This window comes from Longitalea luteola (assembly GCF_017356035.1).
Lineage (GTDB): Bacteria > Bacteroidota > Bacteroidia > Chitinophagales > Chitinophagaceae > Niastella > Niastella luteola.
The window spans coordinates 145,498-161,737 of record NZ_JAFIQX010000003.1 but is presented as its reverse complement, the minus strand read 5'-3'; the positions used below and the strand labels follow the sequence as shown (position 1 = coordinate 161,737).

Sequence of the window (16,240 nt, the reverse complement as noted above, 5' to 3'; positions counted from 1 at the left end):
ACAAATTGCTCACAATTCTTAAGGTTATAGTCAGTTTTACAGTTATAGTGATAGCGGTGCCAGCCTTTGGAACTTATTTGAGTAATGAAGAAGTTATTTGAAGATTTTTTAACGAAAGGGTCAAATTTCAGTCAGGTTTATCCACATTTGCCGCGTTTGGCATAATTTATGGAACTATTTCTGTGCTCTTTGCAATAGCGAAATGTTGAAAATTAATAAGGGAAATTTACGTGTGACGGAGTGATTTTTGGTACGATATTTTCTAAGTATTAGTCCCGTCACCTACCAGGAGGTTTTACCTCGGGGACGATTTCTTGAAAACGACATTTGTATTACCTCATTATATGAAAAACCTTTTCTACGGTTTAGGGTTTAGGGGTTAAAAAGGGGAGTAGTCCTGCTCCCCTTTCCTTTAAAATTCTAAAACAAAGGAAAGGTTTTTCTTTTTTACACCTTTTTTGTAATCCGCTACCTTCCCGTTTTTAATCTCTGGTTATGCCTGTGGAAAACCAATCAGGCTACTGTGCATGCCCACGAACAACCCCCGTTTTCGGGAAGCTGAAAAGACATTGGTGCCCCGTATTGTAAACCTCCGCCTCCAGGGAGGTTTTTTTGTTGGGTCTACCCTTCACTATTTCTTCGTCCTGATATTCTTATAGATCCTGATCGCACTCATCAACACGATCACAAAGCCGATCAGTCCGGCCAAACCCCATACCACGCTCATATTTTGCTTAACCACCGCCAGCATAACGATGGCAACCAGGAAAATGGTGGCTACTTCATTCCAGATGCGTAATTGTTGTGAACTGTATTTGAAAATACCTTTCATCTGCTGCCTGTAAATGGCATGCAGGGTGAAATGATAGGCATACAAACCTGCTACAAAGAAAAGTTTGACAAATAACCAGTCGGGCAAAACACCCAGCTGGATCCACATCCACGGACCGAAAATAAGGGTAGCAACAGCAGATGGCCAGGTAATGCCAAACCAAAGCCGTTTGATCATTACAGTGAAATGTTTCCGTAGAATAGACTTTTCGAGGTCCTGTTTTTCACCGGCTTCGGTATTGTATACAAACAGGCGGACGATGTAGAACATTCCGCTGAACCAGGTAACTATAAAAATAATGTGAAGCGCCTTAATATAATTGTACATATCGTGAATGGTCAATGGTGAATGGTCAATGGTGAATGGTGAATGGTCAATGGTGAATGGTGAATGATCAATGAGAAAAAAAACAATCGTCAAATGAGCACTTCGACTCATAAGCTGTATTCCATTATCACATCAGCACATCAGCACATCAGCACATCAGCACATCAGCACATCAGCACATCAGCACATTAGCTAATTATAATTATCACAACTTGTCCCGCTCTGCGGGATTATCACATTAGCTAATTGGCTCCGCCACCCAACTGGCAATCGCCTTCACCCACATGGGATGCACATTCAAACAGGGGATCATCGTAAACGACTCCCCACCTGCTTGCATAAACGTATCTTTTCCTTCCACAGCTATTTCTTCCAGGGTTTCCAAACAATCACTTATAAAAGCGGGGCAGGCAACCAGCAGGTTCTTTACCCCTTCTGCCGGAAGATCGGCTAAACGTTGGGCGGTGTAAGGCTTTAACCATTCATCACGGCCAAGACGCGATTGAAAGGAGAAACTGTATTTATTTTCCGGGATGTGCAGCATGGCAGCCACTTTTTTGGTGGTTACCAAACACTGGTGCCGGTAACAATATTTATGCGCTTCGCTATTCACCTCGCAGCAGTTGGCTACTTTCAGACAGTGATTGCCGGTAACATCTCCTTTATAAATATGGCGTTCAGGCACCCCATGGTAACTGAACAAAAAATGATCGTATGGTTGCTGCAAGTAAGGCTTCATACTGTCGGCCAGCGCCTCGAGGTACAGGGCATTGTCGTAATAGGGAGGAATGATGGTAAGCCTGAATGAATATTTCCCTTTGGCGTGGGCAGCTTTGGCGTATTCAACGGCCGTTTCATAGCTGCTCATGGCATAATGGGGGTACATAGGCACCAGCACCACTTCTTCAAGGCCCGGCACTTTTTCGAGTAATTCGTCGTAGGCGGTCCAGGGCGCGGGCGAGCCGTAGCGCATGGCCAGCGCCACCGGTTCGGGCACCTGTTGTTGCAGAGCTTGCTGCAATTGTTTACTCAATACGATCAGGGGCGAACCTTCCGGGGTCCAGATGGAAGCATAGGCATGAGCCGACTTTGGCGCGCGGAATGGAACGATAATTCCCTTCACCAGTAATAAACGGCCCAGGTAAGACATATCGATGACCCGCTCATCCATTAGAAATTCATTCAGATAGCGACGAACATCTTTCACCTGCGTTGAGTCGGGCGACCCCAGGTTCATTAAAACGATCCCTCTTTTTGTTGCTGCCATAAGAGTGCAAAAGTAACTCGGTTACCAACTTAAAAATCAAAATTTATTGCTGAGCCGGGACTACTGAGCGCGAAAGGCAGTTTTTACCGCAGGATGACATGGGAATTACCCTCCTGCGACTTTTGTAAACTGCTTTAAGGACCAATTTTACACATTATTTACTTTGGAAATAAAGAATTCAGGCGCGAATTGATACTGGTTTGGCCTCAGTGGAACATGATTGTACTGCGACGCCATCTCTTTGCGTTCTCCCTGCTTACAGGAGGCCGGGAACAGGTTCTTCAGGCAAACAAACGTTCGCAAAAGCTGTGCGGTGATCCCCGCAAAGCATACATGATTTTACTCATACGCCCGGTTGATGATAATCAGACAGTAAAATGACAGAGTAATGACAGACATATTAGGACAATGACGAGTCCGAAAGTATTTTTGCAGTGTCAATTTTTTGAATTCGATATTCATGCACGGAAACAGTACTAAGGATATAACAAAGTTTTTTATAGCCGGGATCAATTACAAAAAATCCGATGCTGCGATAAGAGGCCAGTTTGCAGTGAGTAATGATCAATACGCTACCCTACTTAACCAAGCCCCTGAATTTGGTTTGCATGAGTTATTTGTGTTAAGCACCTGCAACCGTACCGAAATTTACGGCTTTGCCGAAAGTGCCGATCAACTGATCAACCTCCTATGCACCCAGACCGAAGGAAACGCTTCCACTTTTACCAAATTAGCTTACATCAAGAACGGCATGGCTGCCATCGAGCATCTTTTCTCAGTAGCCGCCGGTCTAGATTCACAGATCTTAGGTGATTACGAAATCGTAGGGCAGATTAAACAGGCAGTGAAATTCAGCAAAGAACATGGCTTTACCGACACCTTTATGGAACGCCTGGTAAACTGTGTACTGCAATCTTCCAAAGCCATAAAGAATCAAACCAGCCTGAGCGGCGGAACCGTTTCGGTATCCTTTGCAGCCGTTCAGTATATCAGAGAAAAAGTAGCTGATATTCCAGCCAAAAAGATATTACTGCTGGGTGTAGGCAAAATTGGCCGCAACACCTGCAAAAACCTGGTCGACTACCTCGATGCCGACCATATCACGCTCATTAACCGCACGCACGATAAAGCGGCGCAACTGGCAGAGGAATTAAACCTGCATCACGCGCCTTTATCGGATCTTTCCGACAAGATAGCCGAATCTGACATCATCCTGGTAGCTACCAATTCAGTAGAGCCCACTATCAAAAGATCGCACCTCGAAGGCAAAGGTGAAAAACTGATCATCGACCTGTCGGTTCCTTTCAATGTAGAAGAAAGCGCCCAGGAACTGCCCAATGTGCATCTGGTGAATGTAGATGAACTGTCGAAACTGAAAGATGAGACCCTGCAAATGCGGGAAGCCGAAGTGCCCAAAGCCTGGGTCATCATTCGCGAACATATCGACGAGTTCATCGAGTGGTTCGAAATGCGCAAGCATGTACCGGTATTCAAAGCGGTAAAGATCAAATTAAAAGAGATCCAGACCTTTCCATCATATATTCAGCTTTCACCCGAAATAGCTGCATGCCAGACTATCAACGCCGACGAGAAAATACAACGGGTAATCAATGGCATGGCTTCTAAAATGCGTCAGCGTAACCAACGCGGCTGTTATTATATAGAAGCTATCAATGAGTTCATTGCGCCCTCGAATTAATTGGGGTGAATGGTCAATGGTGAATGGTGAATAGAGCCCGACTCGCGAGATTAACAACTAATGCGAGAGTCGGAAATTTTATGAGCTCATTCCCCATTGACCATTCACCATTCACGAAAGCGTTAGCTTTGCAAAAATTGAACAAGCACTGATGAATAAAGTGATCCGTATTGGAACCAGGGAAAGCCAACTCGCGGTTTGGCAGGCTACCCAGGTAAAGAACCTGTTGTCGCAGTTTGGCTTTACCGCAGAACTGGTATATATAAAAAGTGAGGGGGATATTGATCTCAAAACACCGTTGTATGAAATGGGCGTACAGGGCATCTTTACCCGCAGCCTGGATATTGCCCTGCTGAATAACCGCATCGATCTTGCTGTACATTCCCTCAAGGATGTACCCACACAATTGCCTAAAGGAATTGTAACCGCTGCGATATTAAAGAGAGCTTCCCATAAAGATCTATTAGTTTTCAAGGGCGAGCTGCCTGCCGCTATTACCGAAAGCGGAAATGGCGCGAGCTATTCACCATTGACCATTGACCCTGCCCGAGCGACCGCTCAGTCGGGCGGGCATTCACCCATCACTATAGCCACAAGCAGCATCCGCCGCAAAGCCCAATGGCTCAATCGCTATCCAAACCATACCATCGAGAACCTGCGGGGTAATGTAAACACCCGTTTACAAAAACTGGCCGACAGCCACTGGAACGGCGCTATTTTCGCTGCCGCCGGACTGGAAAGAATTGGCTTGCGCCCGGCCCAGTCTATCGAACTCGACTGGATGTTGCCTGCACCTGCACAGGGCGCCATTGTAGTTGCCTGCCGCAACGAAGACCAATATGCAATTGAAGCGTGCCAGTTATTCAATGATGACCATACGGCTTTGTGCACTGCCATTGAGCGCGATTTCCTAAGAGCTTTGCTGGGCGGCTGTTCTACCCCGATCAGTGCCCTGGCGAGCATCGTGAACGACGAGGTTCATTTTGAAGGGAACATATTGTCGCTGGATGGAAAAGAGAAAGCAAGCATTGAAAAAACAGTGGCCATCAACAATAGTAATGACCTGGGCGTTATTGCCGCCAAAGAAATGTTAGAGAATGGCGGACAGGTTATCGCTGACAAGATCCGAAATGCCAAATAAGATCTCCATATTGAGCACCCGGCCGTTGGAAACGGCTTTGATCGAAGCTGCCAAGGCTAAGGATATCCATATCGATATCGTATCCTTTATCGACACATCACCTGTAGCTACCACCAACATGAAGGAGGAGATCGCCAAAGTAATAAAACAACCAGCGGCTGTTGTGTTTACCAGCATGAATGCGGTGACCACGGTAGCTGCATATATAAACGGGCATCCTCCCGACTGGAGTATTTACTGCATCGGGCATACCACCCGCCAGCTGGTTGCCAGGCATTTTGGCGAGCAGTCGATACATACGGTGGGCAACAATGCATCGGATCTCGCCGATAAAATGATCGGCAACAAGCAGGTGAAACAGGTAGTTTTTTTCTGTGGCGATCAGCGGCGCGAAGAACTACCCGGCAAACTGCGGCAGAACGGAATAATGGTGCAGGAAGTGATCGTTTATCATACCATCAGCACGCCACACAAAATTGATAAAGCGTATGATGGTATTTTGTTTTTTAGTCCGAGCGCGGTGCAGAGTTTCTTTTATGCCAATGCCGTATTGCCATCAACCATCTTATTCGCCATAGGCCAAACAACGGCCGATGCTATAAAATCATTTTCCGACAACACAGTGATTGAATCGGACAGACCAGGCAAAGAGGAGCTGGTAAAAAAAATGTTTCAATTTTTTAAAAAGTAACATACCTACATATTATGCTGCAAAACGACCTGTTATTAAGAACCCTTAAAGGAGAACAAGTAGAACGCCCCCCTGTATGGATGATGCGCCAGGCCGGCCGGTATTTACCAGAATATATGGCCTTACGTGAAAAATATGGCTTCTTCGAACGGTGTCAGACACCCGAACTCGCCTGCGAAATAACCATTCAGCCGGTTGACATCGTTGGCGTTGACGCGGCTATCCTCTTTTCCGATATATTGGTTGTGCCCCAGGCCATGGGACTGGAAGTACAATTGATAGAAAGCAAAGGCCCGTTGTTGCCAGATCCCATTAAAAACATCAATGACCTCAATCGTATTCGGGTGCCCGATGTAAACGAAACCCTGCACTATGTTTTTGATGCAGTAAAACTGATCAAAAAAGAACTGAATGATCGCGTACCATTGATTGGCTTTGCCGGCGCTCCCTGGACCCTGCTGTGTTATATGGTGCAGGGCAAAGGTTCCAAAACATTTGATGAAGCCAAGATCTTCTGCTACACCCAACCCGAAACGGCCCACCGCCTGTTACAAATGATCACCGACACGACCATCGCTTACCTGAAAGGACAGGTGAAAGCGGGCGTAGATGTGATACAGATCTTCGACAGCTGGGGCGGCTTGCTGGGTCCCGATGACTTTGAAAATTTCTCATTAAGATATATACGCCAGATCGTGGCTGCCCTGAAAGAAGAAGTAGCTACCATCATTTTCGCCAAAGGCGCCTGGCACTCGCTGCAAAGTATGGCCGCTACCGGCGCTCATGGTCTGGGTATCGACTGGTGCATTACACCCGCTATGGCCCGGCAGTTGGCAGGACCTGATGTAACGCTGCAAGGTAATTTTGATCCGGCCAAATTGTTATCACCTATACCGGTGATCAGGAAAGAAGTAAAGAAAATGCTGAACGATTTTGGCGGACATCGCCATATCGCCAACCTGGGACATGGGATCTTACCCAATGTGCCTGTTGATCATGCCAGAGCGTTCGTTGATACGGTGAAAGAGGCAGAACGCTCAACGCAAAACGCTGAACGCTGAACGCAAAACGCAAAACGCAAAACGCTCAACGCTAAATGCGGAACGCTGAATTGCATTGCCGATTTGGGATTCACGACTAACGATTGACCATTCACCATTCACCATTGACCATTGACCATTGACCATTCACCATTGACAACAATGAACATAAAAGAGAACTGGATCAATTATATCCACAACCTGCAGGACCGCATCTGCGCTGCCCTGGAAGCAGAAGACGGCAAAGCCACTTTCCGGGAAGACCTTTGGCAGCGTGCTGAGGGCGGCGGTGGCAAAACGCGTGTGATCGCCAATGGAAATGTATTTGAGAAAGGGGGCGTAAACACCTCGGTAGTATTTGGTGACGTGACGGACCCCATGCGCCATCAGTTAAAGATAAATGGTAAAAGCTGGTTTGCCTGCGGCCTGTCGCTCGTGTTGCATCCTGTTAATCCATTCGTACCTACGGTACATTGTAACTACCGGATGTTTGAAGTGTATGATGAAAGCGGAGCCCTGGCAGACAGGTGGTTTGGCGGCGGTACTGACCTCACACCGTATTACCTGTTTAAAGAAGATGCAAAACATTTTCATCAAACGTATAAGGATGCGTGTGATGCATTCGATCCTGGTTTTTATGCCGGCTTCAAAAAGGAGTGTGATAATTATTTTGTGAACTGGCACCGCAGCCAGGAACGCAGAGGCATTGGCGGTATTTTTTACGATCACCAGCGTCCGTCGGCAGAAAAGGATGTGCAGTTCTGGTTCAATTTTGGCAAAACCTGCGGCGATGCTTTTTTAACAGCTTACCTGCCCATTGTGCAGCAGCGAAAACAACTACCCTATACAGCTGCACATAAACACTGGCAGGAGATCCGTCGCGGGCGGTATGTTGAATTCAACCTGGTACATGACCGCGGCACTTTGTTCGGACTGAAAACAAATGGCAGGATAGAAAGCATCTTAATGAGCCTGCCGCCTACGGTGCGTTTTGAATACAACTACCAGCCGCAACCGGGCAGTGATGAGGATCAACTACTGCAAGCCTGTTTGCATCCTGTGGACTGGGTGTAAAATGATTTCTGATTTCGAGATTTCGAGATTTCGAGATTTTGAGATTTCGAGATTTCGAGATTTAGGGATTTCTGATTTTGGGATTTATACCAAGTCTCGAAATCAATAAATCAGAAATTTCATTGGGGGTTCTGCGATTGATTACCTAAACAAATTCAATCGACATGAACAAATTTGATCTTCAAAAACGCACCATGCAGTTTCACGTAGATGTTATAAAGCTATGTGGGCGTTTTCCCAAAAATGCCGCTGGCTTTGAAACAGCAAAACAATTAATAAGATCAGCGGGATCCGTTGGAGCCAATTATAGAGCAGCATGTCGGGCAAAATCAAAGGCCGACTGGATATTTAAAATTGAAATAGTTTTAGAAGAAGCCGATGAATCGTTATACTGGATGCAGGCATCGAAAGCAGCCAATTTGGTAGAAGGTGAAGATCTTGAAGCTTTAATAAAAGAATCGAATGAGTTAGTAAGCATTTTTACGAAAACCGATATAACTTCAAAAAGGAACCGCGATGCTGCTTATACGAAAAACAGGCCGCAAAATCATAATAGTAAAAAATTAGATTAATAAAAGAATAGGGATTCAGGGCAAATCTCGAAATCCCGAAATCAGAAATCAGAAATTACTATGTATTTACAAAGGAGAAATCGTATACTACGCCAATCGCCGGCAATCAGAAGCCTGGTGGCAGAAACTATTTTAACCCCCAATGATTTCATTGTGCCGTTGTTCATCAGCGAAGGTGAAAATGTGAAGGATGAAATTGCATCAATGCCCGGCTACTATCGCATGAGCCTCGACAACACCGTTAAAGAAGTAAAAGAACTGTGGAGCATGGGGCTGAAAAGCGTATTGCTTTTTATTAAATGTAAAGACGAACTGAAAGACAATAAAGGAACCGAAGCATTAAACCCGAAAGGACTGATGCAAAGAAGCATCCGGGCCGTTAAAGAGGCTTGTCCGGATATGCTGGTGATGACCGATGTGGCCCTTGATCCTTTCTCATCTTATGGACACGATGGCATCGTTGAGGGTTCCGAGATCGTGAATGATGCCACCGTTGAAGTACTGGCGCAAATGAGCGTGAGCCATGCCCAGGCAGGCGCCGATTTCGTTGCCCCCAGCGACATGATGGATGGCCGTATTGCCGCCATTCGCGAGGCGCTGGAAGAAAACGACCTCCACAAGACCGGCATTATGAGCTATAGCGCCAAGTATGCCTCCAGCTTTTATGGTCCTTTCCGCGATGCGCTGGACAGCGCCCCGGGTTTTGGCGATAAAAAAACTTACCAGATGGATTACAGCAACCGCATTGAAGCGGTGAAAGAGACCCTGATGGATGTGGAAGAAGGCGCTGATATCGTAATGGTGAAGCCCGCCCTGGCCTACCTCGATATCATTCGCGAAGTAAAGAATGCGGTGTCTGTTCCCGTTAGTGCGTATAATATCAGTGGCGAATATGCCATGATCAAGGCTGCCGCCAAAATGGGCTGGATAGATGAGAACAAGGCCATCCTCGAAACGCTGACGGCCATTAAAAGAGCCGGCGCCGATCTGATAGCTACTTACTTTGCAAAGGATGCAGTTAAACTAATTAGCTAATTTACTGATGTGCTAATGTGCTAATTGAAAACGAACGCAAAAACTATGATTGATAAAAGTATTGCTTTATTTTCCCGGGCGCAGCAAAGCATTCCCGGAGGTGTCAATTCTCCCGTACGGGCCTTCAAAAGCGTGGGCGGAACGCCGGTATTCATGAAGTCGGCCAAGGGCGCTTATATGTTCGATGCCGATGGCAACCGCTACATCGATTACATCAATTCCTGGGGACCAATGATCCTGGGTCATGCTTATGAACCCGTGGTGAAAGCCATACAGGAATATGCTCAATATTCTACTTCGTTTGGCGCTCCTACCGAACTGGAAATTGAAATGGCCGAGCTCATCATCAGCATGGCGCCAAACGTTGACCTCATTCGTATGGTAAGCAGTGGTACCGAAGCCTGTATGAGCGCCATCAGGCTGGCAAGAGGTTATACCGGCCGCAACAAGGTCATCAAATTTGAAGGCTGTTATCACGGTCATGCAGATTCGTTCCTGGTAAAAGCAGGCAGCGGTGTGGCTACATTCAATATTCAAACCGTTCCGGGTGTAACAGCCGGTGTAGCCAATGACACCCTTACCTGTGCGTATAACGATCTGGCCGCTGTTCAACAACTGGTAACAGAACACCAGGGTGAAATTGCAGCCATCATTATAGAACCGGTTGCCGGTAATATGGGTTGTATTCTGCCCCAACCCGGCTTCCTGGAAGGATTGCGGTCGATCTGCGACAAAAACGGCATAGTCTTCATCATGGATGAAGTAATGACCGGTTTCCGGCTCGCACCCGGCGGTGCACAGGAACGGTTAAACGTAGATGCCGACCTGGTTACCTATGGTAAAGTGATCGGCGGTGGTATGCCTGTAGGCGCTTTTGGTGGTAAAAAAGAGATCATGCAACACATCTCACCACTGGGCAATGTGTACCAGGCAGGCACCCTGAGCGGCAACCCGCTGGCCATGATCGCCGGTTTCGTCATGTTAAAAACGCTGAAAGAAAATCCGGCTATTTATAAACAGTTGGATGAATCTACCAGCTATCTGCGCAACGGGCTCAATGATGTGTTGAAAGCAAGCGGTACGTCCTATGTGATCAACCAGCTGGGCTCTATGATCAGCGTACATTTCAGTGAGCATCCGGTGATCAATTTTTCATCAGCAGCCGCTGCCAATAATGAGCTGTTCAAAAAATTCTTCCATGCCATGCTGAAACGCGGAGTGTATTTACCGCCCTCCGCTTATGAGACCTGGTTCCTCAGTAGTGCGCTTACGAAAGAAGACCTGGATATTACCATTCAGGCAGCAAAAGACAGCTTACAGGAGATATTATAAAATATGTCGTACTGTTTGTAAGTCATTTGAGCTGTTTAGTAAGCCGATTATTCAGGTGCTAGCTGTTTACGAACAAATACTTTATATTAAGCCGTTGAAGGATTAAATCCCGATGCGGCTTTTTTCATTGATATAAGAGTGGATAGCCGGCGGGATAAAAGCTTTTTACACGAAAACGATATGCGTTCATTGAAATACGTAGCTTTTTTCACGAAATTTTTTCATGAAAAACGACATCGTTTTCACGAAAAAGGTGTGAAATTTCATGCAAAAGGGGTCCGTTTGCATGAAAACAGTGTAGAAATTCATGAAAAACCTGACACAGTTTATTGCATAGACCCAACGCTTTTGTAACCGAACTGAACAGTATGCCCTCATTCAAACAGCGACTTGCATCTATCGATGTATTCAGAGCATTGACCATGTTCCTGATGATCTTTGTAAATGATCTATGGACCCTGTCAGCTATTCCACAATGGCTTGAACATACGGAGGCCGCTGAAGATGGAATGGGTTTGGCTGACACGGTATTCCCCGCCTTTCTGTTTATCGTTGGCCTTTCCATTCCTTTTGCCATTGGCAACCGCTGGGCGAAGGGCGCTTCGCAAACCAACATCCTTGGTCACATCCTGGTGCGAACGATTGCGCTGCTGGTTATGGGTTTCTTTCACGTAAACCTCGAAAGCTATAATAACGAAGCGGCGTTGCTGCCGAAAGCCATCTGGGAAATATTACTCACCATCAGTTATTTCCTGATCTGGCTGGATTATACACCCTCTTTGAGTAGACAAAAAAAGATCTTGCTGCAAAGCGCGGGCATTGTGCTGCTGGCATTCCTGGCTATCATGTACAAGGGCAGTGAAAACGGAGAAAGGGTTTGGTTGAAGCCGCATTGGTGGGGTATCCTGGGACTTATCGGTTGGTCATACCTGCTGTCGGCCCTCATTTTCCTATATGCAAAAGGAAAACTGCCGGTATTGATTGGCGCCCTCCTTTTCTTCACCTTATTCAATATTGCTGCAAAGGCAGGATGGCTGCAGGTGCTTGAACCTGTGAAGCCCTACGTCTGGATCACCGGCGACGGCTCCTCGCCTTCCCTCACCATGGCCGGCATCATTACCGCTGTGTTGTATGCCGGACTGGCTGACAAAGGCAAATACACTCATTGCCTGATGCTGCTCCTGCTGCTGGGCGTAATTATGTTGGCCGGTGGATTTGCGATCAGACCACTGGCAGGTATTTCAAAGATCCGCGCAACACCTTCCTGGGTGATGATCTGCACCGGCATCAGCATATTGGTCTTTGCTGCATTGGTCTGGCTGGTTGACCGAAAAAACAAACAAGCAGCGTTCGCCATGCTGAAACCAGCAGGCACCAGTACGCTGACGGCTTATTTGCTGCCGTATATCTTTTACCCGTTGTTTCCATTGATTGGTGTGAGCCTGCCTGCCCTGCTGTTAACCGGGAGCATCGGTATTGTGAAATCTTTGATCTTTGCCCTGCTGATCATTTTGTTGACCGGCCTGCTGGAGAAATGGCGCATCCGGCTGAAGATCTGACAAATTGATTTCTGTTAACAAGTTCTAAAATGAAAACACAAAGATACATATCAATGATTTTATATGTATCTTTGTGTTTTCATAGGATAAGGTTTAATGGTTAATGGTATTTGATTAGTACAGCCTTCTCGATTTTCGGGAGGGCTTTTTCTTTCTCCTGCCCCACCAGATCATAAAACCTGTAACGGGCAGACTGGCCGCAATAAGCGATCCGCAAAAAGCCAGGATCTTTCCCGGCAGGCCCCAAATAGCACCCACATGGATATCATAATTCATTCTTAATAACTTATCAGCCGCTTTCGCATCTTTGAAGCGGCCATAAATATGATTCACCGGTAATTCTTTCATGGTGTACTGGTCAAAGAACCGGTAGTCAGTTTTCCAGTAGGTATCCGCATCGGTATTCACGGCCACCTCAATGGAGGAAGAATCTGTTGACGGAAAATGCATATCGATGGTTTCGGCATCGCGGTGCTCCTGCTGCACCTGCAACCATAACTTATCAACCGGCATGGAAACGGCCTGCGCTATTTTGGTTGTATCCGACAAGGGCTCCGCATAGGTCAGTGACTTCTTACCACCTGCTGTTTTATAAATGGCATTTGCCAGCAGTTGCCATCCAAACACCAGTCCGGTGATGGCAATGAAAATAACCACCCAGGTCATATAAAAGCCAAGCACATTATGCAGATCGTAATTCTTCCGGCGCCAGGCGGCACTCCATTTAATGGAGAAGCGTTGCCTGGCTGCGGCTTTGCTCCTGGGCCACCATAAGATGAGACCGGTGATCATCATCACCACAAAAATGATGGTAGAATAAATGGCTATGCGCTGGCCCACTTCATGCGGCAGCCACAGGTAATAATGGCCCATCAGGATGATGCGAAAGAAATCGCGGTCCATATTCTTCACCTTCAGTACTTCGCCGGAATAGGGATTCACATAGATGGCATAATAATAGTCAGGATCAAGACCGTAAAAAGTTACTACCACCGCCTTGTCCCTGGCGCCATACTGCACACTGTGCAGATGTTTTCCAGGCAGCTTCGCTTCGGCGATCTGCTTTATTTGTGTAGGCAACAGGTACGGTGCATTTTGCGGAACCACCTGCTGGTAGCTTTTTCCGCTCATCGCACTTATTTCAGCCTGAAAAGCATATAAACAGCCGGTAACGGCGATTACGAAAACAATGATCCCTGAAGTAAACCCCAGCCACAAATGAATTTTTCCGATTATCTTTTTAACAGTCATATTATAAAATTGCGCCAACCATGGACGATCAGCAACAAAAATGCTACTACAAGTTTAAATTCCCGTTATAGAATCGGTAAAATGGTTTACGCAATAAGAAAAAACTGAAAAAATGCTGAAGGCTGAAAGCCAAAGGCTTAATGCTGGCTCAAACTGATTCAGCTTTCCGTTCTGCAAGGTATCAGGGCCTTATGCGGGAAAGTTATGCATTAGTGCAATAACAATTCACAAGGCTTGAGGCCGGTTTGTTTTTTAAATGCAGTGGAAAAATGTGAGATGGAAGAATAGCCCAGCATCATAGATACTTCGGTTACGGTTAATCCTTTTTCATATAATAAATACCGTGCATGCTCCATGCGCTGGCTTTGGTAGAAGTCGAAGATGGTGGTACCGTACAGTTCTTTAAAACCTTTCTTCAGATAGCATTCATTGATGGCCACTTTTCGGCTGAGTTCCTTAATGGTAATAGGCTCACCAATATGTTGCAGTAATATTTCCCGGGCCTTAACGATCTTTTCGCGATCGGCTTCATTTGCCAGGAATTTGCACTGGAATGATTCAATCTCTTTGTCATCGCCCAGCATACATTCGAGGCTGTACAACAACAGCATCTGGCTTTGGCCGTTGATAAAGATATTCTCCAGGCTATCAGTATACGTATGACTTAGTAATGCCTCCAGCACCTGGCGGGTGCGGCCGCATAAAGGAAGGATCTTGGAAAAAGAAGAAGGATGAACAAATTGCAGCACCTCATCGGTAATGGTCTTCAGCTTACCGGGCTTTACAAATTGTGATAAATGCACGGCGGAGAAACGGAAGCTCATGACATCGATGCTCTCGACTCTTTCGGCACAGGCTTTCGACGTGTTGAGTTTACAGTTATCACACTCAACTTCTTTCTGATTACAATACATATTACCCGCAATACAAAAACGCAGCTCCACATAGTTCTCCTGGGGTGCAGCTTTTTTGTAATGATATACCAACACGCCGGTATCCTCGATATTCCATTGCGCATGTTTCCGGTATCTTTTAATGGCATATTGAACCGAGCCAGGCATCTGCTGCTCTTTTTCCTGCAACAGTTGTAACTGATCGTGCATGATCGGTTGCTTGTAAGCCAGTGAAAGTATATCAGGCGGATTGTACATAATCGGGTGCAAATTTAAAGGGCGAACGTTACATTTCCCAATGCTTTATTAGGTTTAGCAGTCATATAAATGTCAGAATCGGTCAATGGTGAATGGTCAATGGCGAATGAAATACAAGCCATCAACTGCTGAAAGCCAGTGGCTTATTCAGACAACAGACATACCAGCCTCCAATAACAACGGCTATATTAAAATTGTTTGATGAACACTTAAAGCTGCGTATACGCAGGGGATTCCGGTGACGCAAAAAGATCATTATGTTTAAGAAAGATTGACCATTCACCTACTAATCAAAGCTTTGGTTGCTTGAAGATGACATCTTCAGCAAGCGGTCGAACTGTTCGGGTGAAAGGTCGTTGTAGAAGAAGTAAACCGGATCGAGGTGACGTCCATTCTTATGTACTTCATAATGGCAGTGCGGACCAGTTGATTTTCCGGTACTGCCCACCCATCCAATGATCTCACCGCGTTTGATGCGTTCGCCGGGTTTAACTTTAATGCGGTACATGTGGCCATACAGTGTTTCGTAACCATAACCATGGTTCAGGATCACGTGATTGCCATAACCATTACCGAGGTTGCCGGCGATCTTAACGGTGCCATTGGCGGTGGCATAGATCGGTGTTCCCTGGGGAGCCGCAAAATCGAGGCCGCCATGGAACTTCACGGTTTTATAAACCGGGTCGATGCGGTAACCGAAACCGGAGGCTACCCGTTTCAGGTCGCTGTTGCTCACCGGCTGTATGGCCGGCGTACAGGCTAACAGTTGTTCCTTATTCTTGATGAACCCGGTTATTTCAACATAAGATTTCTCCTGGGCCGCCATGCGGTTCTCCAGGTTGCGAAGCGAGTGTACGATGGAGTTTTCGAGCTCGTAATTGGTCATGCTGGCCACCATTTCCATTTCCTTTTGCTGGGCAAGGTCTTTTGCCCGCATACTGTCGGGAATGGGATTGGCCTCGAAAATGGTGCGGTAAATATCATTGTCGCGTTCCTCCAATTGGGTCATGCGCTGCTGCATTTTGGCAACCTGCTCATCGAGCACCCAATAGCGCTCCTGCAGCTGTTCATTATACTGCATCAATGCTTTTTCCTTGGTGGAAGGGAAATACCGGTAAGCGATGGAAACAATTATAATAGAAGTGACTATGGCGGCCGATATAAAACCGAGCACCCGCAGCAACTTTACATGCAGCGGAGTCTCCAGCTTTTCATATCGGAGAGTATTGGTATTGTAGTAGTACTTGATTTTCTTCATGGATACAAGCC

General features: G+C 46.3%; 14 protein-coding genes. 9 read left to right on the top strand and 5 right to left on the bottom strand.

Annotated features, from left to right (window positions below; translation table 11 throughout):
- Positions 1–631: 631 nt before the first annotated feature.
- Positions 632–1,270 (bottom strand): CopD family protein, encoded by a 639-nt coding sequence (locus JUB15_RS09180; protein ID WP_242696278.1) that lies wholly within the window; start codon positions 1,268–1,270, stop codon positions 632–634.
- Between the two features lie 127 nt (positions 1,271–1,397).
- A complete protein-coding gene (hemH, locus tag JUB15_RS09175; RefSeq protein ID WP_207512184.1) occupies positions 1,398–2,426 on the bottom strand; it encodes a ferrochelatase in 1,029 nt (342 codons plus the stop codon).
- 460 nt (positions 2,427–2,886) lie between these two features.
- Here hemH and hemA point away from each other — a divergent pair, with 460 nt between their 5' ends.
- From hemA to JUB15_RS09130, 9 genes are all read left to right on the top strand, one after another.
- Complete coding sequence (hemA, locus tag JUB15_RS09170; RefSeq protein WP_207512183.1) at positions 2,887–4,125, top strand: glutamyl-tRNA reductase; 1,239 nt, start codon at positions 2,887–2,889, stop codon at positions 4,123–4,125.
- Positions 4,126–4,276: 151 nt separating this feature from the next.
- Positions 4,277–5,266: a hydroxymethylbilane synthase gene (locus tag JUB15_RS09165; RefSeq protein WP_207512182.1), complete on the top strand. Its 990-nt coding sequence runs from the start codon at positions 4,277–4,279 to the stop codon at positions 5,264–5,266.
- On the top strand, positions 5,256–5,957 hold the full coding sequence (locus JUB15_RS09160) for a uroporphyrinogen-III synthase (RefSeq protein WP_207512181.1): 702 nt from the start codon (positions 5,256–5,258) through the stop codon (positions 5,955–5,957). The genes JUB15_RS09165 and JUB15_RS09160 overlap by 11 nt, the downstream gene beginning before the upstream one ends.
- A gap of 14 nt (positions 5,958–5,971) precedes the next feature.
- Positions 5,972–7,018, top strand: coding sequence for a uroporphyrinogen decarboxylase (hemE, locus tag JUB15_RS09155; RefSeq protein WP_207512180.1), 1,047 nt, complete (start codon positions 5,972–5,974; stop codon positions 7,016–7,018).
- Positions 7,019–7,159: 141 nt separating this feature from the next.
- Positions 7,160–8,071 (top strand): oxygen-dependent coproporphyrinogen oxidase, encoded by a 912-nt coding sequence (gene hemF, locus JUB15_RS09150; protein WP_207512179.1) that lies wholly within the window; start codon positions 7,160–7,162, stop codon positions 8,069–8,071.
- A 164-nt stretch (positions 8,072–8,235) separates the two neighbouring features.
- Positions 8,236–8,643, top strand: a complete 408-nt coding sequence (locus tag JUB15_RS09145; protein WP_207512178.1) for a four helix bundle protein — start codon at positions 8,236–8,238, stop codon at positions 8,641–8,643.
- 60 nt (positions 8,644–8,703) lie between these two features.
- On the top strand, positions 8,704–9,678 hold the full coding sequence (gene hemB / locus JUB15_RS09140) for a porphobilinogen synthase (RefSeq protein WP_207512177.1): 975 nt from the start codon (positions 8,704–8,706) through the stop codon (positions 9,676–9,678).
- A gap of 45 nt (positions 9,679–9,723) precedes the next feature.
- Positions 9,724–11,010: a glutamate-1-semialdehyde 2,1-aminomutase gene (gene hemL / locus JUB15_RS09135; protein WP_207512176.1), complete on the top strand. Its 1,287-nt coding sequence runs from the start codon at positions 9,724–9,726 to the stop codon at positions 11,008–11,010.
- A 368-nt stretch (positions 11,011–11,378) separates the two neighbouring features.
- Complete coding sequence (locus tag JUB15_RS09130; protein WP_207512175.1) at positions 11,379–12,569, top strand: DUF5009 domain-containing protein; 1,191 nt, start codon at positions 11,379–11,381, stop codon at positions 12,567–12,569.
- 114 nt (positions 12,570–12,683) lie between these two features.
- Here the strand turns inward: JUB15_RS09130 and JUB15_RS09125 are convergent, their stop codons facing one another.
- The 3 genes from JUB15_RS09125 to JUB15_RS09115 all read right to left on the bottom strand — a co-directional run bounded on the left by JUB15_RS09125 (position 12,684) and on the right by JUB15_RS09115 (position 16,229).
- Positions 12,684–13,820, bottom strand: coding sequence for a PepSY-associated TM helix domain-containing protein (locus tag JUB15_RS09125; RefSeq protein ID WP_207512174.1), 1,137 nt, complete (start codon positions 13,818–13,820; stop codon positions 12,684–12,686).
- A gap of 209 nt (positions 13,821–14,029) precedes the next feature.
- The gene (locus JUB15_RS09120) at positions 14,030–14,971 is read right to left on the bottom strand and encodes a helix-turn-helix domain-containing protein (protein ID WP_207512173.1); all 942 of its coding nucleotides are present in this window, start codon (positions 14,969–14,971) and stop codon (positions 14,030–14,032) included.
- A 286-nt stretch (positions 14,972–15,257) separates the two neighbouring features.
- Entirely contained in the window at positions 15,258–16,229 is a 972-nt protein-coding gene (locus JUB15_RS09115) for a M23 family metallopeptidase (protein ID WP_242696277.1), read from the bottom strand.
- Positions 16,230–16,240 lie beyond the last annotated feature (11 nt).

Excerpts from the sequence above, each read along its gene's own strand:
- JUB15_RS09180 (WP_242696278.1), bottom strand. The coding sequence starts at position 1,270 with ATGAGTCGAAGTGCTCATTTGACGATTGTTTTTTTTCTCATTGATCAT.
- hemH (WP_207512184.1), bottom strand. The coding sequence starts at position 2,426 with ATGGCAGCAACAAAAAGAGGGATCGTTTTAATGAACCTGGGGTCGCCC.
- hemA (WP_207512183.1), top strand. The coding sequence starts at position 2,887 with ATGCACGGAAACAGTACTAAGGATATAACAAAGTTTTTTATAGCCGGG.
- JUB15_RS09165 (WP_207512182.1), top strand. The coding sequence starts at position 4,277 with ATGAATAAAGTGATCCGTATTGGAACCAGGGAAAGCCAACTCGCGGTT.
- JUB15_RS09160 (WP_207512181.1), top strand. The coding sequence starts at position 5,256 with ATGCCAAATAAGATCTCCATATTGAGCACCCGGCCGTTGGAAACGGCT.
- hemE (WP_207512180.1), top strand. The coding sequence starts at position 5,972 with ATGCTGCAAAACGACCTGTTATTAAGAACCCTTAAAGGAGAACAAGTA.
- hemF (WP_207512179.1), top strand. The coding sequence starts at position 7,160 with ATGAACATAAAAGAGAACTGGATCAATTATATCCACAACCTGCAGGAC.
- JUB15_RS09145 (WP_207512178.1), top strand. The coding sequence starts at position 8,236 with ATGAACAAATTTGATCTTCAAAAACGCACCATGCAGTTTCACGTAGAT.
- hemB (WP_207512177.1), top strand. The coding sequence starts at position 8,704 with ATGTATTTACAAAGGAGAAATCGTATACTACGCCAATCGCCGGCAATC.
- hemL (WP_207512176.1), top strand. The coding sequence starts at position 9,724 with ATGATTGATAAAAGTATTGCTTTATTTTCCCGGGCGCAGCAAAGCATT.
- JUB15_RS09130 (WP_207512175.1), top strand. The coding sequence starts at position 11,379 with ATGCCCTCATTCAAACAGCGACTTGCATCTATCGATGTATTCAGAGCA.
- JUB15_RS09125 (WP_207512174.1), bottom strand. The coding sequence starts at position 13,820 with ATGACTGTTAAAAAGATAATCGGAAAAATTCATTTGTGGCTGGGGTTT.
- JUB15_RS09120 (WP_207512173.1), bottom strand. The coding sequence starts at position 14,971 with ATGTACAATCCGCCTGATATACTTTCACTGGCTTACAAGCAACCGATC.
- JUB15_RS09115 (WP_242696277.1), bottom strand. The coding sequence starts at position 16,229 with ATGAAGAAAATCAAGTACTACTACAATACCAATACTCTCCGATATGAA.